Raw genomic sequence first — 24,501 nt, forward strand, 5'->3', positions numbered from 1 at the left:
AACGGAATAAATATGGAAGAATTAGTAAAACAAAATCCGCTGGCGGCTGAAAGAGTGGGCAGGCTGATAGCAAAATTTGCGGTTCCGGCAACTATTAGCATGCTTGTCAGTTCGCTTTACAATATAGTGGACCAGATCTTTATCGGACAAGGGGTAGGCATGCTCGGAAATGCGGCGACGAACATTGCATTTCCAGTGTCTATCATCTGTACGGCGACGGCGCTTCTGCTCGGTATCGGAAGCGCTTCTAATTATAACCTGGAGTCTGGTGCAGGAAATCCGGAACGTGCGGCCAGGATAGCTGGGACAGGTCTGTCCATGCTTGCGGTGAGCGGTGTGTTGATTGCCGTTATCGTGCTCGTATTCTTATATCCGCTTCTGCATCTGTTCGGGGTCACGCCGGACGTGCTGCCGTATGCCCTGGATTATACAGGGATAACGGCATTCGGCATCCCGTTCCTTGTCCTGACGACCGGAGGGAACCACCTCATCCGGGCGGACAGAAGTCCGACCTATTCCATGTCTTGTATGCTCACAGGAGCTATCATAAACACGATTCTTGACCCGCTTTTTATCTTCGGATTCCACTGGGGGATCAAAGGAGCAGCCTGGGCGACGATTATCGGGCAGATTATCTCCGGAATAATGGTGATCATCTATTTCATGAAGATCCGTCACATGGAGCTTACGGCATCCATGATGCGGCCGAAGGGGATTTACCTCAAGGCAATCATGTCGCTTGGGATGGCGGCGTGTATCAATCAGATTGCCATGGCTGCCGTACAGATTGTGATGAATAATACGCTGCGCCACTATGGAGCGTCTTCTATCTATGGTACGGACATTCCGCTCGCCTGCGTAGGGGTCATATCAAAGGTGAACATGGTCTTTATGGCTATCTGTATCGGAATCTCCCAGGGGTGCCAGCCAATCTGGGGATTCAACTATGGTGCGGGTAATTTCGGAAGGGTGAAGGAAACATATAAGAAGGCTGCGGTCATTTCTCTTGCGGTTGGAATCATATTTTTCGCAGCATTCCAGTTATTCCCGAGACAGATTGTCAGCATATTCGGCAGCGGCAGTGAAGAATATTTCCATTTTGCAGAACGCTATTTCTGCATCTTCATGCTAATGACATTTATAAACGGCTTGCAGCCGATGTCATCCGGATTCTTTACGTCTATCGGAAAGGCGAAGCTGGGCATCGTGGTGTCTCTTACGAGGCAGGTCATATTCCTGCTGCCGCTGATCGTGCTGTTCCCGCTGTTCATGGGGATAGACGGAGTCATGTTTGCGGGGCCGATTGCAGATGCGGCGGCCGCGGCAGTAGCGATTGCATATGCGTACCGTGAACTGAAAAAGTTTGGCCATTGCCTTGGGCGGGATAATGTGCTAGAATAGACAGGTAAAAATTAAATAAGAAAAGCAGAGTAGAGATATGTGCGTTAAGTGCCAGCCGGACGGGGAGTTGCCGGCAGGACGAAAAGCATGGGGCTTGCGGTACATATCTCGCATCCCGCTGCTACACATAGACAGAAGATACCTGCTGTGCGTAGCTTTAAGGAAAACTACTGCAAAGGAGGTATTTTTTATGAGAAAAATCAAGTCACTGTTCACGGACTCCTTTCACGAGTTGAGAAGCTTAAAGACATTGGCGATGTCTGCCATGCTGCTTGCGATTGCGGTCGTGCTGGGGTTCTACACGCTGCAGCTTACCGACTATATCAAGATCGGTTTCGCGTACATCGCAAACGAGCTTGCCGGTATGATGTTCGGGCCGGCCGTAGGAGGCGTGGTCGGAGGTCTCGCGGATCTGGTAAAGTATCTGGTGAAGCCCACGGGCCCTTTCTTTCCCGGATTCACTATCAGCGGACTGCTCGGCGGCATCATCTATGGAATCGTGCTCTATAAGAAGCCGCTCAGTATGAAGAGGATCATAGCTGCCAACGGGCTGGTGACGGTGCTCATCAACCTGCTGCTGAATACGTACTGGCTCACATTGCTGTACGGCAATACGTTTGTCGCGCTTCTGCCGGCCAGGGTTGTGAAGCAGATTATCATGCTGCCAATTGAGGTGGTTCTGTTCTATGCGGTAGCGAAGGTGCTCTCCAGGGCGCACCTGTTTGCAGGCGGAGGGAGAGTCGCGAAGCAGTAGGCGGCTAAGAATATGCGGGCCGGGAGGTCCGGCAAGTTAAGATGCAGGGCAAGTGTCGTGGCAGCCGTCGGACATTTGCCCTGTTGGTATGTTGCCCTGTTGTTATGTTAAGGAAGAGAAGATGGCGAGGAATAAAGGAGGAGACAAAAGATGCCGGTTGGAGTGATTGTGGACAGCGTATGCGTATTTGTGGGAGGGATAGCAGGAGCGCTTCTCGGGAAGCGGCTCGGCAAGAATCTGTGCAATACGCTGACGCTCGTATTTGGCGTGTGCAGCATGACATTGGGGATCATGAGCATCATAAAGATGGAACAGATGCCGGCCGTCATATTTGCCGTCATACTCGGGACGCTCGCCGGGGAGCTGCTGCGTCTGGAAGACAATATCGCATTGGCGGCAGAGAAGGTACAGGCACCGGTGGCGAGAGTCATGAAGACAGATACGAAGGACAGTAAAGACACGTTTATGGCAGAGTTCATCAGCATCCTCGTGCTGTTCTGCGCAAGCGGAACCGGGATATTTGGGGCCCTGCAGTCGGGCATCACAGGAGACCATACTATCCTCATATCAAAAGCCATACTAGATCTGTTTACGGCGGCGATATTCGCCGCAAGCCTCGGGTTTATCGTCTCGCTCGTAGCGGTCCCCCAGTTTGTCATATTGTTCCTGCTGTTTCTGTGCGCAGGGCTCATCATGCCGACGACGACAGACATGATGCTGGCAGACTTCACGGCCTGCGGAGGCATACTCATGCTGGCGACCGGTTTCCGGATAGCAGGGATCAAACGCTTTCCTGTCGCCAATATGCTGCCAGCCATGGCACTCGTCATGCCATTTTCATGGATATGGACGCAGATAATGTAAGCTGGAGCCGAGTTGGGGACGGGGGAAATCTCAATTTCCCCCGTCCCCAACTCGTTTTGTGGTGTCCCCAAATGGCTTGACATTTTGACGGAAGTATAGCATGCTATATATGGATACTGTCGTTATACTAAGGATAAGGGTGATGGCATGCAGGAAAGGCTACCGGTAGGTTTCGTATTTAAGCAGATCAACAATGTATATGAGAAGGAATTTAACAATTTGCTGCGGACGCTGGGCATTACGGCGTCACAGTGCGCGGTACTTGATTACCTGTTTTCCAGCAGGAAGGAAGAAGTGAACCAGAGGGATATCGAGAAGGCGCTCAGCCTTAAGAACCCAACGGTTACAGGGCTTTTGAAAAGGCTGGATGAAAAAGGGTTCATCCTGATCGTGCCGAGCAATAGAGATAAGAGATGCAAGATTGTATACCTGACGGAAAAGGCGTATGATATCCAGCGCAGGATGGAAGCAGACCGGAAGAAGATAGATAAAAAGCTTACGATCGGCATGACGAAGAAAGAGAAGGAAGCGCTTCAGAAGATGCTCGGGAAAGTGCTTTACAACATATCAGACCCGTAGGAGTTTCCAAAAGGGACAGGGCAAAGGCGAATTGGGGACGGAGGAAAACTCATTTTCCTCCGTCCCCAATTCGCCTTTGCCCTGTCCCTTTTGCATAATCGGAGTTTGATGAGAAAAGACTATCAATAATTACATTGCGCTTGCTATATAAAATTACTTGTGATATATTTGTTAATGCAAATGATAATCAATATCAATATAACAGTATAAGGAAAGGAATTTGATATGCCTGTAGAAGTTGTATCTTATATGATGACAGTTGAAGATGTGAAAAAGCGGCTGCAGTTCCAGCTCATCCTGCAGTGTGCCCCGTTCTTGAAAGGGATTAAGGTTGCATGTATCACGAACGTGGATAAGGATGTCTGTCAGGAACTCAGGATGGTGCTTGCGGGTACCGGAATCGAATATAGAATACTGGCTGTGAGAAAAGGCAGATGTCTTGTGTTCTTTTTCAGGCGGGCGGCATTTGAGAAATATCTCAACCGGAAGGATATCAGGGACTTTCTTTCTTTATATGGCTACGGATGTGCTGGCAAGGAAACGGACGTAGACGATATCCTGCAGAGGCTTTCCGCCAGAATCTGCTGCTATTCCAAGGAAGACATAGCGTTTCCACATGAGATAGGCGCTTTCCTGGACTATCCTCTTGAAGATGTGAAAGGGTTTATAGATAACGGCGGCAGGAACTGCCTGATTACCGGATACTGGAAAGTGTACGGTGACCCGGAGAAGGCGCAGATGATATTTCTTGCGTATGACAAGGCAAAGACAAGTGCCGTGAATGAATTCCTGGCAGGCAAGCACATCCGGGATATCGCGTGTGCGGCAGCATAGAAAAATCAGCAAGCTGGCAGGTATAAGGAGGAACAATCATGAACATACCAGTAGTATATTGGAGTGGAACCGGCAATACGGAGCAGATGGCAGAGGCTGTTGCGGAAGGAATCAAAGCCGCAGGGCAGGAGGCCGATCTGTGCAGGGTGGACAGAGCAGATGCCGACAGGATGGCAGAGCTTAGAGCTTTTGCACTTGGGTGTCCGTCCATGGGAGCGGAAGAGCTGGAAGAAAGCGAGATGGAGTCTTTTGTACAGGCATTAGAAGGAAGTCTGTCCGGTAAGACGCTTCTACTGTTCGGCTCTTATGGATGGGGCGACGGCGAATGGATGAGAACGTGGGAAGAGCGCATGAAGAACGCAGGAGCTGTACTGGTAAACGGAGAAGGCGTCATCGCAAATGAGACGCCGGACGATGCGGCAGTGAAAGCATGCGAGGAAGCCGGCAAAGCGCTGGCCGCAGCGGTGTAGGCTGATTTGACGAAAAAGGAGCGTGGCATAGATGAGTGTAGTGATTATAGGTGGTAATGAACGGATGGAGCAGCAGTATAAGCAGATCTGCAAACGTCATAAATATAAGGCAAAAGTATTTACGCGGATGTCCGGTAATCTAAAAACTCAGATAGGGCAGCCGGATCTGATCATACTGTTCACTTCTACGGTAGCGCATAAGATGGTCCACTGTGCGCTGAAAGAGGCGGAACGGTACAATATCCGGGTAGAGCGCTCCCACAGCAGCAGTGCGAACGCGCTGGACACTGTACTTCAGAACATAAAGCCGGCATAACATATGAAATCGGACATAATGGCACAAGACAGCGCAGACAGGTATCCGCGGCAGGAACCTGTCTGTTTTTTTGCCCTTTTACTCTCCGTAGAAAAGATTACATAAAAGGGAGAGCTATTTTCATGACAGAAGAGAGAGATCATGTTATCATAATGGATAGATTACGCAGGAGGTATGAGTGATGAGTTATGCAGATAAAGTGTTTATAGATATGTGCAGAGATATCATAGATAACGGCACGGATACAAAAGGAGAGAAAGTGCGCCCGGTGTGGGAAGACGGGACGCCCGCCTACACGGTCAAAAAGTTCGGCGTCGTCAACAGATACGACCTGTCAAAAGAATTCCCGGCACTGACGCTCCGGAGGACGGCCATAAAAAGCTGCACCGACGAGCTGCTCTGGATATGGCAGAAGAAGTCTAACAATATCCATGACCTGAACAGCCATATATGGGACAGCTGGGCAGATGAAGACGGCTCCATCGGCAAGGCTTACGGGTATCAGATGGGGGTCAGGCATCAGTATAAGGAAGGCATGTTCGACCAGATTGACCGTGTCATCTATGATCTGAAGCACAATCCATACAGCCGTAGGATCCTGACGAACCTCTACGTCCATCAGGATCTGCATGAGATGGCGCTGTATCCATGTGCGTACAGCATGACGTTCAATGTGACAAAAGAAAATGGCAGCGACAGGCTGACGCTGAACGGAATCCTGAACCAGCGTTCCCAGGACGTGCTGGCAGCCAACAACTGGAACGTATGCCAGTATTCCGTGCTACTCTACATGCTGGCACAGGTGTGCGGCATGAAGGCCGGAGAGTTCGTCCATGTCATCGCAGACGCGCATATATATGACAGGCATATCCCGCTGGTAGAAGAGCTGATAAGAAGAGAGCCGCTTCCGGCCCCTGTATTCTGGCTGAACCCGGAGGTGAAAGACTTCTACAGCTTTACGCGTGATGACGTGAAGCTGATAGACTACAATACACACGAACAGATAAAAAATATACCGGTAGCGATATAGGAGGAAGACGTATGAATCTGATAGTAGCGGTAGACAAGAACTGGGCGATAGGCCTGGGCAACAAGCTCCTTGTGAGCATTCCACAGGACATGAAGTTCTTCCGGGAGACGACGAAGGGCAAGGTGGTGGCTATGGGGCGCAAGACGCTGGAGAGCTTTCCGGGCGGACAGCCCCTGAAGAACAGGGTAAATGTCGTGCTGACGACGGATAAAAGCTACAGTACGAACGGAATCGTGCTTGTACATTCTATTAAGGAAATGCTGGACGAGCTTAAGAAATATCCGTCTGAGGACATCTATGTCATCGGCGGCGAGACGATATACCGCCAGCTCCTTCCCCATTGTGACCGGGCATATATTACCCGGATCGACCATGCATATGACGCAGACACATATTTCCCGAACCTGGATGAAGACCCGCAGTGGGAGATGACAAAGACGAGCGAGGAACAGACATATTTCGATCTGGAATATGTATTTACCATATACGAGAGGAAATCATGAACATTTTAAGCATTACGGCCCAGAAGCCGGAGAGTACAGGAAGCGGCATCTATCTGACAGAGCTTGTGAAGACATTTGCCGCCCAAGGACATAAGCAGGCGGTCATAGCCGGAATCTATGAGGACGACGGCCCTCAGTTCCCGGAGGGTACCGCCTTCTATCCGGTCTGTTTTTCAAGCGAAAGGCTCCCGTTCTATATCGTGGGCATGTCCGATGAGATGCCGTACAGAAGCACGCGTTACCGTGACATGACGGACGAGATGGCAGAGCAGTTCAAAGAGGCATTTCTGGAAGCGGTTGACAGGGCGGTAGAAGAGTTCCGGCCCGACCTCATACTCTGCCATCATCTGTACCTGCTCACTGCCCTCGTGAGGGAGCATCTTCCGGAACACAGAATCTACGGTTTCTGCCATAATACCGACTTGCGGCAGATGATGAAGACACCGCTGCGGCGCGGCTACATCGCAGAGCAGATCCGCAGGCTGGACGCGGTATTTGTGCCGCAGGCGGCCCAGGCAGAGGGCGTGGAACGGATATATGGGATGGAGACGGACAAGATACATATGTCCGGAACAGGTTATAACCAGGAGATTTTCTATCATAAGGAGTACAGCCCCAGAAGAGACGGCGTCCTGCGGCTCGCATATGCTGGAAAGATAGCGGAGAAGAAAGGTGTCATGAGCCTTATCCGATGCCTGAGCCGCCTGCCGTATGAGAGGGAATCCCTTGTCCTGTGCCTGGCGGGAGGGGCTGGAAATGAAGAAGAATACAGGGAGATTCAGCACCTGGCGGAAGAAGCGCCGTACGAGGTGGAATTCCTGGGAAAGCTACCGCAGCGAGAACTTGCCAAGGTATATAATGAAAGTGACATTTTTGTCCTGCCGTCCTTTTTTGACGGTCTGCCGCTGACGGTAATAGAAGCACTGGCCTGCGGCGATAAAGTCGTCGTGACAGATTTCCCCGGAATCCGGGACTGGCTTGGCAAGGAGGCGCCCGGCGCGCCGGTCCTCTATGTATCCATGCCCCGGATGCGCCATACGGACGAAGTAGTGCCTGAGTCGCTGGAAGCATTTGAGCGTGAGCTTGCGGCAAAGATAAAGGAATGTGCGGAACTTCCGGTGGCGGGCCGGACAGACATCACGCACCTGTCCTGGAAAAATATCTGCGAAAGAATATTGGAAATCAGTTGACATATGTGAGGCAAATCAACTATAATAGCATTAATTATCTGAGAAATGCTATGACAAGGAGGAGTACATAATCCCCTGATGCAAAGAGAGAAGATGGCTGGTGGGAATCTTCGTGACGGAATTATGGAAGTAGCCTTTGAGCAGTGAACCGAAAGGACAGGAAAAGGATGTCCCAGTAGACTTCAACGCATTCCCTGCGTTAACGGGGAACAATATCGGAGATGGAAAGAAAGGTTCAGAAGGCTCCTGTATTGGCTGAGTGCAGAGGGTGCAGCTCTCTGAAATTAGGTGGTAACACGGATGCAATATTCGCCCTAAGCCGGAATGGCTTAGGGCTTTTCTTTTCGTCCGGGAGATTAAGGAGGTAGTTTATGAAAAGAATCAGTGGGAACAAATTATTGGTAAAGGCGCTGAGAGAAGAAGGTGTAGATACCCTGTTCGGATATCCGGGCGCCTGTACGATCGACATCAGCGATGAGCTGTATAAACAGGATTATACGAAAGTAATCCTGCCGAGGCAGGAAGTGGCGCTCGTCCATGAGGCCGACGCATATGCCCGCTCTACCGGGAAAGTCGGCGTCTGCCTCGTCACAAGCGGACCTGGGGCTACGAACCTCGTGACCGGACTTGCGACGGCCAATTATGACAGCGTGCCGCTCGTATGCTTTACGGGACAGGTGGCGAGACATCTCATCGGCAACGATGCGTTCCAGGAAGTCGATATCGTGGGCATCACGAGAAGCATTACCAAATACGGGATAACCGTGCGGGACAGGGAAGACCTCGGACGTATCATTAAAGAAGCCTTTTATATCGCCCGTACAGGGAGGCCGGGTCCGGTACTCGTAGATCTGCCGAAAGATGTGATGGAAGAGCTCGGGCCTGCGGAATATCCGGAGGAAGTGAACATCCGCGGCTACAAGCCGAACACGCATGTCCATATCGGACAGCTCAAGCGGGCAATCAAAATGCTCGGAAAGGCCAGACGGCCAATCTATCTGGCAGGGGGCGGCATCAATATCGCCCGTGCCAATGAAGCGTTTACAAAGCTGGTGGAGAAGACGAATGTACCGGTCATCACGACAGTCATGGGGCGGGGAGCTATCCCGACCAACCACCCGCTCTACGTGGGCAATGTGGGGATGCATGGCGCATATGCGGCCAACATGTCCGTAAATGAATGCGACCTTTTATTTTCTATCGGGACACGGTTTAACGACCGTATCACCGGCAAGCTGCATTCCTTTGCGCCCCATGCGCAGATTGTACATATTGATATCGACACGGCAGCCATATCGAGGAACGTACAGGTGGATGTACCGATTGTTGCGGATGCCAAAGAGGCTGTAGAGAAGATGCTTGAGTATGTGGCGGAATGCGATACGCAGGAGTGGCTGGATGAGGTGAACGGGTGGAAAGCCGGACATCCGATGGCGATGAAGCAGAAGCCGGTCATGACGCCCCAGGATATCATAGAGAAGATCAACGAGCTGTTCGATGAGGCAATCATCGTTACAGACGTAGGGCAGCATCAGATGTTTGCGGCACAGTTCGTGGAACTGACGCAGAAGAAGCGCCTGCTCATGTCCGGAGGGCTCGGGACGATGGGATACGGCCTGCCGGGAGCGATAGGCGCCAAAATCGGCAATCCCGATACTCCTGTCATCTCCATCTCAGGCGACGGCGGCATGCAGATGAACATACAGGAGCTGGCCACAGCCGTGTTAGAAGAACTTCCAATCATCTCCTGTATCTTTAACAACAGCAATCTCGGCATGGTCCGGCAGTGGCAGAAGCTCTTCTACGGAAAACGGTATTCCATGACCTGCCTCCGCTCAGGGGCGGCCTGCAGGGGGAAATGCGGGGAAGTGGCATGTCCGGAATATACGCCTGACTTCATAAAGCTTGCAGAAAGCTATGGGGCCAGAGGAATCCGTGTGACAAAGAAAGAGGAGATAGCAGCCGCGTTTGAAGAGGCGAAGAAGAGCACGAAGACGCCGACCATCATAGAATTCACCATCGATCCGGAGGATCTGGTATATCCGATGATACAGCCGAGCGGAACGCTGGAAGACATGATTCTGGACTGTTAGAAAGGAGAGAGGGCAATGAGCAATGGAAATGGAATGAAGAAAAGATGGATATCCCTGTATGTGGAGAACCAGGTAGGTGTTCTCTCAAAGATTTCCGGCCTGTTTTCCGGAAAGTCCTACAACATGGACAGTCTCACCGTGGGCACGACAGAAGACCCGACAGTTTCCAGGATGACGATAGCGACGGTCAGCGATGACGAGACGTTTGAACAGATTAAGAAGCAGCTGAACCGGCTCGTGGAGGTCATAAAGGTCATAGACTTTACAGACATATTCGTAAGGATGAAAGAAATCCTGTATGTGAAGGTGCGGAAATGTACGCCGGAGGATAAGGTAGAGCTGTTCCAGATAGCAGAGACATTCAAGGCGAAAGTGATTGATTACGGCAAGGACAGCCTGCTTCTGGAGTTCGTCCAGACAGCAACGAAAAATGACGCGGTAATCAAGCTGATGAAAGAGGAGTTCCAAAGCATAGAGGTCGTGAGAGGCGGAAGCGTGGGAATTGAATCTATCAGCATGATGGAGAGGTAGGCGTTTGTTTTTTTAAAAAACAGAGCGCACTCTTGAATTCTGGCTGGTGCGGTATTATAATTAGAACAGATAAAAACAGAAGTTTTCCAGGACGGAGGAATGAGAACATGGATAAGAAAAATATAGACTGGACGAATCTGGGATTTGGGTATATCCCGACGGAAAAACGGTACGTTTCCAACTACAAAGACGGGGCGTGGGATGAAGGGACGATGACCTCCGATGCCAATGTAGTCATAAATGAATGTGCAGGGGTGCTCCAGTATGCGCAGACAATCTTCGAGGGGATGAAAGCGTATACGACAGAGGACGGACATATCGTAACATTCCGCCCTGACTTGAATGCGAAACGGATGGTCGATTCTGCAAAACGTCTTGAGATGCCGGCATTTCCGGAAGACAGGTTCGTGGAGGCGGTAAAGCAGGTCGTGGAGGCGAATGCGGCTTACGTGCCGCCTTACGGTTCAGGCGCAACCTTGTATATCAGGCCATATATGTTCGGATCCAATCCGGTTATCGGCGTAAAGCCGGCCGACGAATACCAGTTCCGGGTATTCTCCACTCCGGTAGGCCCGTATTTCAAAGGCGGGGCAAAGCCGATTACAATCCGCGTGTGTGATTTCGACAGAGCCGCGCCGCACGGGACGGGACACATCAAGGCAGGACTCAACTACGCCATGAGCCTTCATGCGATTATGAGCGCTCACGCAGAAGGTTATGACGAGAACATGTATCTGGACGCCGCCACGAGGACAAAAGTCGAAGAGACCGGCGGAGCCAACTTCATATTCGTGACGAAGGACAACAAAGTCGTAACACCGAAGTCTGACACGATACTGCCTTCCATCACAAGACGTTCCCTCATATACGTGGCCAAGGAGTATCTTGGACTGGAAGTAGAAGAAAGAGAAGTGTACCTCGACGAGGTGAAAGACTTTGCGGAATGCGGCCTCTGCGGAACAGCAGCCGTAATCTCGCCGGTAGGGAAAGTTGTCGACCACGGCAGAGAAATCTGCCTGCCCAGCGGTATGGAAGAGATGGGGCCGATAACAAAGAAGCTGTATGATACATTGACAGGAATCCAGATGGGACAGATAGAAGCACCCGAAGGTTGGATCTGTGAAATATGTTAAATAAATAACGGGGGACGTGATCTTTTTGAAAAAGATCACGTCCCCCGTTATTTATTTAACACGATGGCTCTGTATGATGAGGCGTACGGTCCGGTACAGGAACGGCTTATACTGTTCGATCGGCAGGGGCTCTTCAAACAGTATGGAATTGTAGCAGGTGGATCCTGCGAGCTCTACGATGGTGAACAGCATCACGTCTTCATCTTCGTAGGTATGGGCGTCGCTCTCCAGCAGCATCATATATTTGTCGAAGAATATGGCGTCCGAGCTTTCTCCGGAAAGCAGGGCGGAGCGCAGGGCGCCCATGACGAGGTTCTTCGATATGAAGTTGAGGAGGGCTTTGTTGCCGACCAGCTCGTTTACGATATGGTCGATGATGAATATGAGCTGTTCTTCCAACCCGCTTATTCTGGCCGCCTCCATCGCCGCACCTGCCTTAGTGAACAGCTCGTGTGTCTTGTGGGCTATGAGCTTGTTCTTGATATCATACTTGTCTTTAAAATACAGGTAGAACGTTCCTTTCGCCACGCCGGCCTTCTCCACGATATCTGATATGGAAGTGCCGTTGATTCCTTTTGTGACAAACAGCTCGTAGGCTGTGTTGAACAAGGCTTCCTTCTTCTTCTTTTTGTTTTCGTCGATTTTCCCCATAATGCTTTCTCCTTGATCCGTATAACTATACAAAATGAACTGCCCACATGCACAGTATCCAGTAGTTTTACATAGTATAACAGAAAAATGACCAAAAGTCAAAAATAGTATTGACTAATGGTCATTTTTGGTGTATAGTTTCAACTAAGTTAAATGACTGATGGTCATTATTGTACGGGCAGGAGGATGAAAGCAACATGATGGTGAAAATCGGTAAATGGATTGCAAAACATAAGAATATCATCTTGATACTCGGACTACTTCTGATTGTCCCGTCTATCATCGGGATGAACATGACGAGAATCAACTATGATGTACTAAGCTATCTTCCAGGCAGCCTTGAGACCGTAAAAGGGCAGGACACCCTGGTGGACGAATTCGGAATGGGCGCCTTTTCCATGGTTATCGTAGAAGGTATGGAAGAAAAAGATGTAGCCGCACTGAAGGAAGAGATGAAAGCAGTAGATCATGTGGCGGATGTCATCTGGTATGACGATCTCATGGATATCAGCGTTCCGATGGAGATGATTCCATCCAAGTATGAGAAGGTATTCAAAAACGGTGATTCCACCATGCTCGTCGCGCTGTTCGACAACACGACTTCTTCAGACGAGACGATGGATGCGGTGACGCAGCTTCGGAAAATAAGCGCGAAGCACTGCTTCGTAAGCGGAATGTCCGGTGTGGTGACGGACATCAAGTCGCTGGCTTTGGGCGAGATGCCGATCTACGTATTGATTGCGGTCGTGCTCTGCCTGATCATTCTGGCGCTCACGATGGATTCATGGATTACGCCGTTCATATTTATGCTCAGCATCGGTATCGCCATCCTGTACAACATGGGGACGAATATGTTCCTGTCCGACGTGTCGTATATTACGAAGGCGCTGGCCGCGGTGCTGCAGCTTGGCGTGACGCTGGACTATTCCATCTTCCTGCTGAACAGCTATGAGGAAAATAAAAAACGGTTTCCGGGCGAAAGGAACCGGGCGATGGCACATGCCATCTCCAATACGTTCAAGTCGGTCGTGGGAAGCTCTGTAACGACGATAGCCGGGTTTATAGCGCTCTGTTTTATGACCTTCAAGCTCGGCACGAATATCGGCATCGTCATGTCGAAAGGGGTCGCGATCGGTGTCGTGTGCTGTGTCACTCTGCTGCCGGCCATGGTGCTCACATTCGACAAGTGGATTGACAAGACGACGCACAAGCCGATACTGCCGGACCTGGGGAAGCTGTCCGCATTCATCACGCGGCACAATAAAATATGGCTGGCAGCGTTCCTGATTCTGCTCATACCGGCTATCTATGGCAATGCCCGCACGGATGTATACTACAATATCGACAAAGGGCTCCCGGATACGTTGAAAAGCTCTGTGGCCAATAAGAAGCTGGACGAAGATTTCCACATGAATAATGTCTACATGGTCATGCTGAAGAATGACGAGATGGATCAGAAGGAAAAAGCAGAGATGATGGAGCAGATAGAAGGGGTTGACGGCGTGAAATGGGCAATCGGCATGGAATCTGTCGTCGGTCCGGCTGTTCCGGAAGATTTTATTCCATCCGGAGTGAAATCAAAGCTGCAGAGCGACAATTATGAGATACAGTTCATCTGTTCGGACTATAAGACTGCCACCGATGAAGTCAATGAACAGGTCAAGTCGATTGACAAGATCGTGAAGAGCTACAACAAGGAGTCTATGGTGATTGGAGAAGCTCCGCTGACAAAGGATCTGACGGTAATCGCAGACAGCGACATGCGGAATGTAAATGTCATATCGACCATTGCTATATTTATCATCATCTGCCTTGTGTTCAAATCCATATCACTTCCGGTCATACTCGTCGCGATCATCGAGTTTGCCATCTGCGTCAACATGGCAGTCCCGTTTTATACGGGTACAGAGCTGCCGTTCGTGGCAAGCATCGTCATCGGGACGGTACAGCTTGGATCTACGGTCGACTATGCAATCCTCATGACGAGCCGGTACCAGAAGGAACGGAGCCGCGGACGCTCGAAGAAGGATGCCATCAGCCTGGCGCACCGGTCGTCCATGAAGTCGATCCTGATCAGCGGCGTCAGTTTCTTTGCCGCTACGTTCGGCGTGGGGCTGTACTCTAAGATAGATATGATAAGCTCGCTCTGCACGCTGCTGTCCAGGGGGGCAATCATCAGCACGGTTGTCGTTATCTGCGTACTGCCGGCGATGTTCATGGTATTTGATAAAGTAATCTGCAAAACAAGCAAAGGATTCTTGCCAAAACAGGCAGAATAAATCAGGGAGGTATCTATGATGAGAAAGAGTAGAAAGAATAAAATCATGGCAGGAAGCATGGCTCTTGTGATGGCTGTCTCCATGGCAGGCGTCTCCTGCTGGCACAATATGGCTGCGGTGGAAGTAAAAGCGGCGGACGAGGATGTGGAGACGCTGAAGAAGGCGGCATCCGAAGCGCTTGGCGATACAGACACGAAGACGGACGGGGTATACAAAGACGAGACCGTGTATGTGAAGGCAGATGCGGCAGGTAAAGTGACGGACACGACAGTTAGCGAATGGCTGAAGAATCCGGGCAGCGGCGTCTTAGAGGATACAACAGGCCTTAAAGATATCAAGAACGTAAAAGGCGACGAGACATTTACCGAGAAGGGGGAGGATGCCGTCACATGGGATGCGGAAGGAAACGATATCTATTACCAGGGCAGATCGGAAGAGCCCCTTCCGGTGGACGTCACTATAACATATAAGCTGGACGGAAAGAAAATATCAGCAAAGAAGCTGGAAGGAAAGTCCGGCAAGCTGGAAATCCACATCGATTATAAGAACCATTCCAGACAGACCGTGCAGGTGGACGGCAAAGATGTAGAGATGTACACGCCGTTCACGATGGTGACCGCGCTTCTGCTGCCCACGGACCAGTATAAGAATGTCACCGTGGACAGCGGAAAGATAGTATCCGACGCGGATAAAGATATTGTGCTCGGACTCGGATTCCCGGGCCTTACAGAGAATCTGAACCTTCAGGATGTGGATGTAGAGATACCGGAAAGCGTGACCATCACTGCGGATGTGAAGAAAGTATCTGTCGGCACGACGATTACGGTCGTATCCGCAGATCTGCTGGATAAATTCGGGCTTAACGATGTCAATGACTTTGACAGCTTCAGCGACTCTATCGACGAACTGTCCGACGCGGCCAGTCAGCTTAAGGACGGGAGCAGGACGCTTGCGGACGGAGTGAATACGCTGAACAGCAAGACGGGCGACTTGAAAAGCGGCGTAAACGAACTGGCTGACGGCGTGAATGCGTATGCAGGCGGCGTAAGCCAGCTTGCACATGGCAGTTCAGAGGTGGCGGCAGGCGCACAGAAGCTGAAAGACGGAGCCACGCAGGCACAGCAGGGGATCCATGATGCCAAGACGGGGGCGGATGCACTCGTTGCGGGATACGACGATCAGAGCACAGGTGCAGTCGTGGCAGCAAATGCACTGAGCAGCAATCTGAGCGCATTGAGCCAAAAGCTTGGAAGCGGAAGCATATCCGTCGAACTGACGGACGCGCAGAAAGCTGAGATAAGTGCTGCCGCCAATGCGATGGCGCAGGCAGCTGCACAAAATATCACTGACGATATGTTTACGACTATGGGTACGACGAGAGACGCCTATATCCAGAACCTGGCGGCAGCATTTGTGCCCGCCTTGACCGAGAAGATTACGGCCGTAGCACAAAATGCGGCTTCGACCACAAGCTCTGCAATCAAAGGTCCGGTAGACCAGCTGGCAGGAGTCGCACAGAAGCTTGCGGGCGGGGTAGGCGAACTGAGAAACGGCACGGCCAGCCTCCAGGCAGGCCTCGGCCGGCTCAGCGACGGCAGCGCCGAACTTGTGAACGGCACGGCAGACCTGTACGATGGTGCGGCTGCCCTCAAGCAGGGTGCGGCAGCCTTGAATGAGAAGAGCAGCCTGCTCATCACCGGCACGTCAAAGCTCAAGGACGGCAGCAGCCAGATGGGAACAGGCGTCAGCCAGCTGGCGGACGGAGCCGGTACGCTGGCAGACGGAATGTCAGAGTTCAAGGCAGATGGCATCGATAAGCTGACAGAAGTATTCAAAGGCGATATCGAAGGAGTGACGTCCCGGATCAATGCCATGATGACGCTAGGACAGAATTACAGATCCTTTGGCGGAATCAAGGACGGCATGGACGGATCTACAAAATTCATCATTGAGACAGAGGCGGCAGAATAGTATCAATCCTCCTTCACGGAGCAGGAGGACCCGGACAGCAGGCCGGAACATTCCCCTGTGTAAAAGAGGGTGAGCCGGTGCATGGCCCTCGTGCAGGCGATATAAAGCAGGTTACGGTCATGCTCGGAGAAGTAGGTTTCCCTATTGGCATGGGGAATGATGACTTCGTCAAATTCCAGCCCTTTCGACATTTTGACAGAAGTGACGGTGATACCGTTGTGAAACCTGCTGCTGTCCGGGGAAACGAGCTGCAGTCCATATTCCGGGGACAGAGCGTCAAAGAGTGCTTTGGCGCTCTTGTCTGTTTTGAGGATAATTCCAAGAGAGGCATTCACATTTCTGTTATATTCATCCATCGCTTTTCTGATTCGCAAAAGCTCATCCTGCCCGTCCCTGCAGCGGATTACCTCCGGGGCTTCGCCATGGCGCGCCACGGGCTCGAGCGCGGCAATATTCCGTATGCTTTTTGCAAAGGTCATAATCTCATATGTGGAGCGGTAGCTCTTGTTCAGCTCGGCAAACTGCGCGCCTTCATAGAGGGCAAGCAGATCATCAAGGGTATAGGCATGGTACGGATTCAGCGACTGGCCGAAATCCCCCAGAATCGTCTTCGGGCAAGGGAACAGCATGTTGAGCACGGCATACTGGATGGGAGCATAATCCTGCATCTCGTCAATGACAAGGTGCTTCGTAATCCTGCTCTGCGTCAGACCTTCATATGCTGCATAGAGATAGAGGAAAGGGTACACGTCTGTCCACTCCAGCGTATTCTTCTTGGGCATGACGAACAGCTCCGGATGGCCTGTCTTCCTATAGAAGCCCTTGTATAGGGCGAGCGGGCTTTTGCCCGTGAGCATAGCGGTGAGTGCTTTCACAACCGCCTGGAGCTTTGGCAGGTCATCCCCCATGAGGTTGTCGGACTCGAAACGGTGGAAGATATCCTTGGCCACCAGGGGCAGCCTTTTTCTCAGGGGATGGCTCTTATATGCAAGAAAGCGTTTCTGGATCCATTCGCCGGAGACAGAGAAACGGCCATAGGTGTAAGCTGCAGGAGCAAAGGCAGTATAAGGCAGTTCTGCTATATAACGGTCCATGAGCGAGACGAACTCCGGAGCAGACTTGTAGAGGATCCGCTCTGCCAGATTCACGTCCTCTGTCTCCGATGGATTCCTTTCGGGCTCAAAATGGATCACACGTTCCAGATGCATCTCTGCAATTTCTGCAAAGCTCAGCTCATAGACCGGCTCTTCTGCGAGTTCCGGAATCACGCCCGATATATAATCGGCGAATACCTTGTTTGGAGAGAGTATCGCCACATTCTCGGCAGTCAGCCTGTCTCTGAAACGGTAGAGCAGAAAGGCGATCCGATGCAGGGCCACAGAGGTCTTGCCCGAGCCTGCAACGCCTTGTATGACCATCGTCCCCGCATGGCCGCTGCGGATGATCTTATTCTGCTCCTTCTGTATCGTGGTGATGATAGATTTCATCCTTTCATCCGAAGTGTGGGACAGCTCTTTCTGCAGGATATCATCCTGGATGTGGGAGGAGCTTTCCAGGGCATACTCCATCGTGCCGTTCCGGATCTTGAACTGCCTTTTCCTCGTCAGCTCCCCTTCGATCCGCCCGGACGGCGTGTCATAGCCCGCAGGCCCTGGCTCATAGTCATAAAACATGCCGGACACAGGCGCACGCCAGTCATAGACCAGTATTTCATTGTCATGGCGGAAGGTGAAGCGGCCGATATAGAATGTTTCCGGGCTTTCGCTTCTGCCGCCGAAGTCGATTCTTGCAAAGTAGGGGGAGTCCTTCAGCTTTTCCAGCCTGTCCCGTATCCCTGCGGCGAAAGCCCCGGTATGGTCCGTCTGCCTGAGAAGCAGTTCATTCTGGAACATCTCATGCGGGTCAAGCTCTCCTCTGTATTCTGCCATATACCGCTTGGCGTCCCGGTATTCCCTGTCGATTCTGGAGACATCTCCGTCCGCCTGTGCCAGGGCCGCGTCCAGTTTCTTGTTCATCTCATCCAGATGTATCATTTCATCCGGGTAAGGGACCGGATTCGCAAGGATGAAACGCTGTGTGGGATAGCCAAATTCCTCCAGCAGCTCGCCTTCGGCAAATCCGAGCTCCTTCAGTTCTCTGCGCTGCCCGGTGTCCGCCCGGTCGCCGTCACGGTATGTCGTTATGCTGATTTCCCTTCCCTTCAGAAGTTCATGCATGACCTTGTTAAGCAATGCTCCCGGTACCCCCGCCTTCCGATACAGGGGATGGGTTCCCATAAAATCTATGCTGCCATTTCTGGCAGAAAACAGCATGATGCCGGCTGCCGTACTGCCGTCCTTCAGGATGAGGGCCTCTTGCCGCCGGATGCTCTCCTTCAGCGCTTGCATATATTCCTTTTCATCCAGGTGCGGATATCCGGCAACTACGAGCCTTACCAGTTCCATCCAGCAAGGGATATCTTCTTCGGATGCAAACGTGATATCCCATGCCGCGCCGCCTTGGTCCTCCAGCATCTTATAATCCCCTTCCAGATTGAACTTAAGCTGCAGCGGGTAGAAGCGTTCGGCTTCCCTGTATCGGTTCGGAGGCTGCTTATACATGGCGGTAAAGATATCTGTAAATGCCTGCTGGCTCTTATAGCCCGCCGCAAGTGCAATGTCCAGAATCGGCCTGTCTGAAAAGACGAGCAGCTTGGCAGCTTCTGTCAGCCGCCTGCGCACGATATATTCATGGATAGTGATACCGACGGCATCCGTAAAGATGCGGTGCAGATGATACTTGGAATAGTGGAGCGCTTCCGCGACGGCGTCTAAATCCGTCTTATCACTTAGATGCCCTTCCAGGTAGTCGATGACAGATATGACATGTTCAATATGTTTCATAGGCATAATTCGTACCCTCCTTCCAAATATCTATTATACAATCTAACTGCCCGGCCTGTTTCATCTTTCTTGCGGTTTGTGGAGGATTTATCTTCCAGCCGGGGCAGAGGGAGGCGTGCCGCTGTCTGAAACACCACTTTATAAAATGCCGGACGCGTGATATACTTATATACGTATGGACCAAGGAGGAAAAACATGGAAGCGTATACAAGTTTTGCTCATGTCTATGATACGTTTATGGATAATGTTCCATATGAAGAATGGACGGAGTATATAGTGGGAATCTTAAGAGAACATGGGATAGATGACGGGCTTGTACTGGAGCTAGGCTGTGGCACGGGCAGCATTACGGAGCGTCTGGCGGAGCAGGGCTACGACATGATCGGGGCCGACAACTCGGAGGACATGCTTCAGATTGCCATGGACAAGCGTTCCGCAAGCGGGCATTCCATCCTCTATCTGCTGCAGGATATGAGGGAATTCGAGCTGTACGGTACAGTGCGAGCAGTCGTAAGCGCCTGTGATTCCATCAACTATGTCACAGACCCGGAGGATCTGCTGGAGGTGTTCCGGCTCGTCAACAATTACCTGGATCCCCACGGCATCTTTATCTTTGACTTTAATACAGAGTATAAATACCGGGAGGTGCTCGGCAGCCAGTTCATAGCGGAAGACAGAGAAGAATGCAGCTTCATATGGGACAACTATTATGACAGCGAACAGCAGATTAACGAGTATGAGCTGACGTTTTTTGTCCGGGATGATGATAGCAGGCCCCTGTACCGGAAATATCAGGAGACGCACTACCAGAAAGGCTATACGCTCGGGCAGATACAGTCGCTGCTGAAAAGAGCGGGGCTGGCCTATCTGGCAGCTTATGACGCGTACACGAAGGATGCGCCGCTTCGTTCCAGCGAACGGATATGCGTCATCGCCCAGGAACAGGGAAAATAAAGGAAAGGAACAGAAGATAGATGAACGATTATATTGTTAGAGCGACAGCGGCTGACAGCCAGATAAGAGTATTTGCGGCGACAACCGCCGAGATGGTCGAGACGGCGAGGCAGCACCACAATACGAGCCCGGTCGCCACGGCGGCCCTCGGCAGGCTTTTGACGGCAGGAGCCATGATGGGGAGCATGATGAAGAACGATTCGGATGTACTTACGATACAGATTCGGGGAGACGGGCCGCTTGGAGGCATTACCGTGACCGCGGACAGCAGTGCCAATGTAAAGGGGTACGTCAACAATCCGGACGTCATGCTGCCTGCGAAGAACGGCAAGCTGGACGTGGGAGGAGCTGTCGGCATCGGCCTTCTGCAGGTGATTAAGGATATGGGGCTCAAAGAGCCATATGTGGGGCAGACGATTCTTGTAAGCAGCGAGATTGCGGAGGATCTGACGTACTATTTTGCAAACTCGGAACAGGTTCCGTCTTCCGTGGGCCTGGGCATCCTGATGAACCATGACAATACGGTGCGCCGCGCCGGAGGGTTTATCATACAGCTCATGCCTTTCGCGTCCGAGGATACGATAAGCCGGCTGGAGCAAAGCCTTAAGAACGTGACTTCGGTGACGGAGCTGCTTGACCGGGGCTATACGCCGGAACAGCTGCTTCAGGAGATTGTCGGAGATCTGGGCCTGGAGATTGCAGATACGGTTCCGGCAAAGTTCTACTGTGACTGCTCAAAGGAAAAGGTGGAAAAAGTAGTGGCCAGCATCGGGAAGAAGGATCTGCGGGAAATGATAGATGACGGGGAAGATATCGAAGTAAAATGTCATTTCTGTGATACAGCTTACAATTACACGGCAGAAGAGCTGAAAGAGATTATGAAACGAAGCAAATAGCAAATAAAGTATGGACGGAGGAAAATCATGAGACAGGGATTTGTAAAGGTGGCGGCGGCTACCCCTGATATACGGGTGGCAGACGTGGCGTATAACACGGAACAGATATGCCGGCTGATCGAGGAGACGGAAGAACAGGGGGCAAAGGTTATCGTGTTCCCGGAACTATGTATAACTGGTTACACGTGCGGTGACCTTTTTACCCAGGATATACTCTTATCGGATGCCAGGAGTGCGCTGCACCGGCTTGCAGGATTTACGGAAGACAAGGATGCGCTCATATTCATCGGACTGCCTCTTGTCGTGGACGGAGAGCTCTATAACGTGGCTGCTGCCCTGAACCGGGGAGTCGTGCTCGGGCTTACGACAAAGACATTTCTGCCTAATTACGGTGAGTTCTATGAGATGCGGCAGTTCTCCCAGGGGCCGGAAGAAGCCAGGGAGATATTGCTTGACGGACAGGTGGTTCCCTTCGGGCCGCAGCTTCTGTTCGAGTCTGCTGCCATGGACAGCCTCGTCGTATCGGCAGAAATCTGCGAGGACGTGTGGTCTCCGGTGCCTCCAAGCATCGAAGCGGCACGGGAGGGAGCGTCCATCATCGTGAACTGCTCGGCCAGCGATGAGACGGTTGGAAAAGCTGTCTACAGGAAAGGCCTGATAGAAGGACAGTCAGCCAGGCTGATCAGCGGGTATATATATGCCAATGCAGGAGAAGGAGAGTCTACGACAGACCTCGTATTCGGAGGACATAATATCATTGCCGAGAACGGGACCGTGCTCTGTACAGGCCGGCGCTTTGAAAATGGGGTCATCTATTCGGAGATTGACGTGAAGCGCATCATGAGCGAACGGAGGAAGAATACGACCTTCCAGAGCTCTAAAGAACGAAGGCTCCTCAGGATCCCGTTCTATATCGACGAGACCGGGACAGTCCTTACGAGGACTTTCGCGTCCAGGCCATTCGTACCGGCGGAAGGGAAAGAGCGGGAAGACCGGTGCGAGGAGATTCTTACCATCCAGGCCATGGGACTTAAGAAGCGTCTGGCGCATGCCAGGTGCAGGAGCGCTGTCGTTGGCATATCCGGAGGGCTCGATTCCACGCTTGCCCTGCTTGTGGCGGCCAAGGCGTTTGACGCACTTGAGCTGGACCGGAAAGGAATCACCGCCGTGACGATGCCATGCTTTGGCACGACGGACCGGACATACCAGAATGCGTGCAAGATGTCGGTGAAGCTCGGTGCCACGCTTCGTGAAGTCCCGATAGCAGCTGCGGTGAGGCAGCACTTTGAAGATATCGGCCATGACCCGGAGGACCATAGCGTGACGTATGAGAATGCCCAGGCGAGGGAGCGGACACAGGTGCTGATGGATATCGCCAACCAGACGGGAGGGCTCGTTATCGGTACCGGGGACATGTCTGAGCTGGCCCTTGGATGGGCGACGTATAACGGAGACCACATGTCCATGTACGGGGTGAATGCCTCCGTTCCAAAGACGCTCGTGCGGCATCTTGTCCATTATTATGCGGATACGTGTGGAGACTCTGAACTGAAAGAGGTACTGTATGATGTGCTGGACACGCCGGTGAGCCCGGAACTTCTGCCGCCGAAGGACGGAGAGATCGCCCAGAAGACGGAAGATCTCGTAGGCCCTTATGAGCTGCACGATTTCTTCCTCTACTATATGCTCCGTTTCGGATACGAGCCGTCGAAGATATACCGGATCGCCAAGCTGGCTTTTGCGGAAGAATATGACAATATCACGATATTGAAATGGCTGGAGACATTTTACCGGAGGTTTTTCAGCCAGCAGTTCAAGCGTTCCTGTCTGCCTGACGGGCCGAAAGTAGGAACGGTTGCTCTGTCTCCGAGGGGAGACTGGCGTATGCCGAGCGATGCGTGTGCGGCAGCCTGGCTGGAAGATCTGGCACATGTAAAGCTCGATTAAGGAGGGATATCATGAGGGCGGACAAGCATACGGCGGTTGAGAAATTCAGGAAGGATTATAACTGCTGCCAGGCAGTTGCCTGTGCGTATTGCGCAGAGCTGGGCATGAAAGAAGCAGATGTGTTCAGGATGGCGGAAGGATTCGGTTCCGGCATGGGAGGGCTTAAGGATACGTGCGGCGCGGCCGTGGGCATGTTCCTGATCATAAGCCTTGCCAACAGTGCGGGAGACATGGAGAACCCGAAGGCTACGAAGTCGGATACGTACGACAGGATACTTGAGGCTGCGCAAGAATTTAAAAAGAGGAACCATTCCCTCTACTGCAGGGAACTGAAGACAGAAGAGGGGAACCAGCCCCTTGCATGCTGTATAAAATGCGTGGAAGACGCGGCGGATATACTTGATGAATATTTCAGGCGGGACAGTTAAGTCCCGCCTGCTTCTTAAAATTTGATGTTCTTAAACAAGTCTCCAAGATTCGTGCCGATATTTTCTGATTTGGGGATATCAACCTTTTCCTCGGCTGCCTCTCTGGATTCTTCCAGCGCTTTCATGCTGAGGCTTATCTTGCCTTCCTTGAGGCCTATAATCTTAACGGTAACCTCATCACCGACGTTTAGCACGTCTTTTGGAGCTTTGACGCGCTTCTGGCTTATCTGTGATACGTGGACGAGTCCGGAGAGCCCGTCGTCCAGGCGCACGAACGCCCCGTAGTTCTGAAGGCTTTCGACCTTGCCTTTTACCACGCTGCCGATCTTAACGTTGGCGATCCTCTCTTCCTTTTCCTTCCGCTCCCGCTTCTTTAGTATCTCACGGGCAGATAATACGAGACGGTTGCTTGCCTGGTCCACATCAATGACCTGTACTTCGATATCTTTCAAAAGGTACGTTTCCAGATCCTCGATATAAGATAAAGAAAGCTTTGACGCGGGGATGAATCCGCGTAAGCCCTCCACCATCGCGATGGCGCCTCCGTTTACGATTCCTTCGATCTTCACCGGAAGGACAGTGCCTTTGTCCATATAGTCTTTTACGACATTCCACGGATTGGCATCATCGAAATGTCCTTCCAGGTCGGCCATCGTCTGTGGCTCGTTTGCTGCTTCTTCATGTAATAATTCTTCGCTCATAGTAAGATCCTTTCTAACATATAATATCCAGCCCCTGCCGGGGGCCGCACTGCCTGACATGTGACATTATTAACAGTATAACACAAAAGGCAAG

The 24,501-nt window shown here is 51.6% G+C and carries 22 protein-coding genes, 1 pseudogene, 1 riboswitch and 1 other annotated feature; of the genes and pseudogenes, 19 read left to right on the plus strand and 4 right to left on the minus strand.

The window, feature by feature from the left end:
* Positions 1-12: 12 nt before the first annotated feature.
* The 13 genes from E1963_RS01505 (at position 13) to E1963_RS01565 (ending at position 11,698) form a co-directional block, all read left to right on the plus strand.
* Positions 13-1,401, plus strand: coding sequence for an MATE family efflux transporter (locus tag E1963_RS01505; protein ID WP_132274322.1), 1,389 nt, complete (start codon positions 13-15; stop codon positions 1,399-1,401).
* A gap of 23 nt (positions 1,402-1,424) precedes the next feature.
* Positions 1,425-1,524: riboswitch (THF riboswitch) on the plus strand.
* A gap of 67 nt (positions 1,525-1,591) precedes the next feature.
* Positions 1,592-2,155, plus strand: coding sequence for a folate family ECF transporter S component (locus E1963_RS01510; protein ID WP_132274325.1), 564 nt, complete (start codon positions 1,592-1,594; stop codon positions 2,153-2,155).
* A gap of 150 nt (positions 2,156-2,305) precedes the next feature.
* Complete coding sequence (locus tag E1963_RS01515; RefSeq protein ID WP_132274328.1) at positions 2,306-3,019, plus strand: DUF554 domain-containing protein; 714 nt, start codon at positions 2,306-2,308, stop codon at positions 3,017-3,019.
* Positions 3,020-3,166: 147 nt separating this feature from the next.
* Positions 3,167-3,598 (plus strand): MarR family winged helix-turn-helix transcriptional regulator, encoded by a 432-nt coding sequence (locus E1963_RS01520; protein WP_066577652.1) that lies wholly within the window; start codon positions 3,167-3,169, stop codon positions 3,596-3,598.
* Positions 3,599-3,847: 249 nt separating this feature from the next.
* Positions 3,848-4,432, plus strand: coding sequence for a DUF3793 family protein (locus E1963_RS01525; protein ID WP_243117520.1), 585 nt, complete (start codon positions 3,848-3,850; stop codon positions 4,430-4,432).
* A gap of 38 nt (positions 4,433-4,470) precedes the next feature.
* A complete protein-coding gene (locus E1963_RS01530) occupies positions 4,471-4,902 on the plus strand; it encodes a flavodoxin (RefSeq protein ID WP_132274334.1) in 432 nt (143 codons plus the stop codon).
* Between the two features lie 31 nt (positions 4,903-4,933).
* Entirely contained in the window at positions 4,934-5,218 is a 285-nt protein-coding gene (locus E1963_RS01535) for a DUF2325 domain-containing protein (protein WP_049727608.1), read from the plus strand.
* 181 nt (positions 5,219-5,399) lie between these two features.
* Positions 5,400-6,248 carry a thymidylate synthase gene (thyA, locus tag E1963_RS01540; RefSeq protein WP_132274337.1) on the plus strand — a complete coding sequence of 283 codons (849 nt, stop codon included), beginning with the start codon at positions 5,400-5,402 and terminating at the stop codon, positions 6,246-6,248.
* Positions 6,249-6,259: 11 nt separating this feature from the next.
* Complete coding sequence (locus E1963_RS01545; RefSeq protein ID WP_132274340.1) at positions 6,260-6,751, plus strand: dihydrofolate reductase; 492 nt, start codon at positions 6,260-6,262, stop codon at positions 6,749-6,751.
* Positions 6,748-7,941, plus strand: coding sequence for a glycosyltransferase family 4 protein (locus tag E1963_RS01550; protein WP_132274343.1), 1,194 nt, complete (start codon positions 6,748-6,750; stop codon positions 7,939-7,941). Before E1963_RS01545 ends, E1963_RS01550 begins: the two co-directional genes overlap by 4 nt.
* Positions 7,942-7,982: 41 nt before the next feature.
* Positions 7,983-8,261 (plus strand) — a binding site (T-box leader).
* Positions 8,262-8,312: 51 nt separating this feature from the next.
* Positions 8,313-10,034 carry a biosynthetic-type acetolactate synthase large subunit gene (gene ilvB, locus E1963_RS01555; protein WP_132274346.1) on the plus strand — a complete coding sequence of 574 codons (1,722 nt, stop codon included), beginning with the start codon at positions 8,313-8,315 and terminating at the stop codon, positions 10,032-10,034.
* Positions 10,035-10,049: 15 nt separating this feature from the next.
* Positions 10,050-10,565, plus strand: a complete 516-nt coding sequence (gene ilvN, locus E1963_RS01560; protein ID WP_049727613.1) for an acetolactate synthase small subunit — start codon at positions 10,050-10,052, stop codon at positions 10,563-10,565.
* A 107-nt stretch (positions 10,566-10,672) separates the two neighbouring features.
* The gene (locus tag E1963_RS01565) at positions 10,673-11,698 is read left to right on the plus strand and encodes a branched-chain amino acid aminotransferase (RefSeq protein ID WP_132274349.1); all 1,026 of its coding nucleotides are present in this window, start codon (positions 10,673-10,675) and stop codon (positions 11,696-11,698) included.
* Between the two features lie 51 nt (positions 11,699-11,749).
* Here the strand turns inward: E1963_RS01565 and E1963_RS01570 are convergent, their stop codons facing one another.
* A complete protein-coding gene (locus E1963_RS01570; protein ID WP_132274352.1) occupies positions 11,750-12,349 on the minus strand; it encodes a TetR/AcrR family transcriptional regulator in 600 nt (199 codons plus the stop codon).
* A 200-nt stretch (positions 12,350-12,549) separates the two neighbouring features.
* On the opposite strand from E1963_RS01570, the gene E1963_RS01575 reads away from it, so the two are divergent.
* Positions 12,550-14,628: an efflux RND transporter permease subunit gene (locus E1963_RS01575; protein WP_132274527.1), complete on the plus strand. Its 2,079-nt coding sequence runs from the start codon at positions 12,550-12,552 to the stop codon at positions 14,626-14,628.
* A gap of 15 nt (positions 14,629-14,643) precedes the next feature.
* A complete protein-coding gene (locus E1963_RS01580) occupies positions 14,644-16,599 on the plus strand; it encodes a YhgE/Pip domain-containing protein (protein WP_243117521.1) in 1,956 nt (651 codons plus the stop codon).
* Between the two features lie 2 nt (positions 16,600-16,601).
* Here E1963_RS01580 and E1963_RS01585 read toward each other — a convergent pair whose 3' ends face one another.
* Together E1963_RS01585 and E1963_RS22470 are read right to left on the minus strand one after the other, a co-directional pair.
* Positions 16,602-18,632: a HelD family protein gene (locus tag E1963_RS01585; RefSeq protein ID WP_201271977.1), complete on the minus strand. Its 2,031-nt coding sequence runs from the start codon at positions 18,630-18,632 to the stop codon at positions 16,602-16,604.
* Between the two features lie 27 nt (positions 18,633-18,659).
* Positions 18,660-19,481: pseudogene (locus E1963_RS22470) on the minus strand (helix-turn-helix transcriptional regulator); the annotation flags it as partial.
* A gap of 195 nt (positions 19,482-19,676) precedes the next feature.
* Here E1963_RS22470 and E1963_RS01590 point away from each other — a divergent pair.
* Genes E1963_RS01590 through E1963_RS01605 form a run of 4 tightly spaced genes read left to right on the plus strand, consistent with a single transcriptional unit; the run spans position 19,677 to position 23,706 of the window.
* Entirely contained in the window at positions 19,677-20,435 is a 759-nt protein-coding gene (locus tag E1963_RS01590; RefSeq protein ID WP_132274357.1) for a class I SAM-dependent DNA methyltransferase, read from the plus strand.
* 20 nt (positions 20,436-20,455) lie between these two features.
* Positions 20,456-21,331 (plus strand): Hsp33 family molecular chaperone HslO, encoded by an 876-nt coding sequence (hslO, locus tag E1963_RS01595; RefSeq protein ID WP_132274360.1) that lies wholly within the window; start codon positions 20,456-20,458, stop codon positions 21,329-21,331.
* A 27-nt stretch (positions 21,332-21,358) separates the two neighbouring features.
* Positions 21,359-23,278 (plus strand): NAD(+) synthase, encoded by a 1,920-nt coding sequence (locus E1963_RS01600; RefSeq protein ID WP_132274362.1) that lies wholly within the window; start codon positions 21,359-21,361, stop codon positions 23,276-23,278.
* 11 nt (positions 23,279-23,289) lie between these two features.
* Positions 23,290-23,706, plus strand: coding sequence for a C-GCAxxG-C-C family protein (locus tag E1963_RS01605; RefSeq protein ID WP_132274365.1), 417 nt, complete (start codon positions 23,290-23,292; stop codon positions 23,704-23,706).
* A 14-nt stretch (positions 23,707-23,720) separates the two neighbouring features.
* Here E1963_RS01605 and E1963_RS01610 read toward each other — a convergent pair whose 3' ends face one another.
* Positions 23,721-24,407 (minus strand): S1 RNA-binding domain-containing protein, encoded by a 687-nt coding sequence (locus E1963_RS01610; RefSeq protein WP_132274368.1) that lies wholly within the window; start codon positions 24,405-24,407, stop codon positions 23,721-23,723.
* Positions 24,408-24,501 lie beyond the last annotated feature (94 nt).

This window comes from Extibacter muris (genome assembly GCF_004345005.1).
Taxonomy (GTDB): domain Bacteria; phylum Bacillota; class Clostridia; order Lachnospirales; family Lachnospiraceae; genus Extibacter; species Extibacter muris.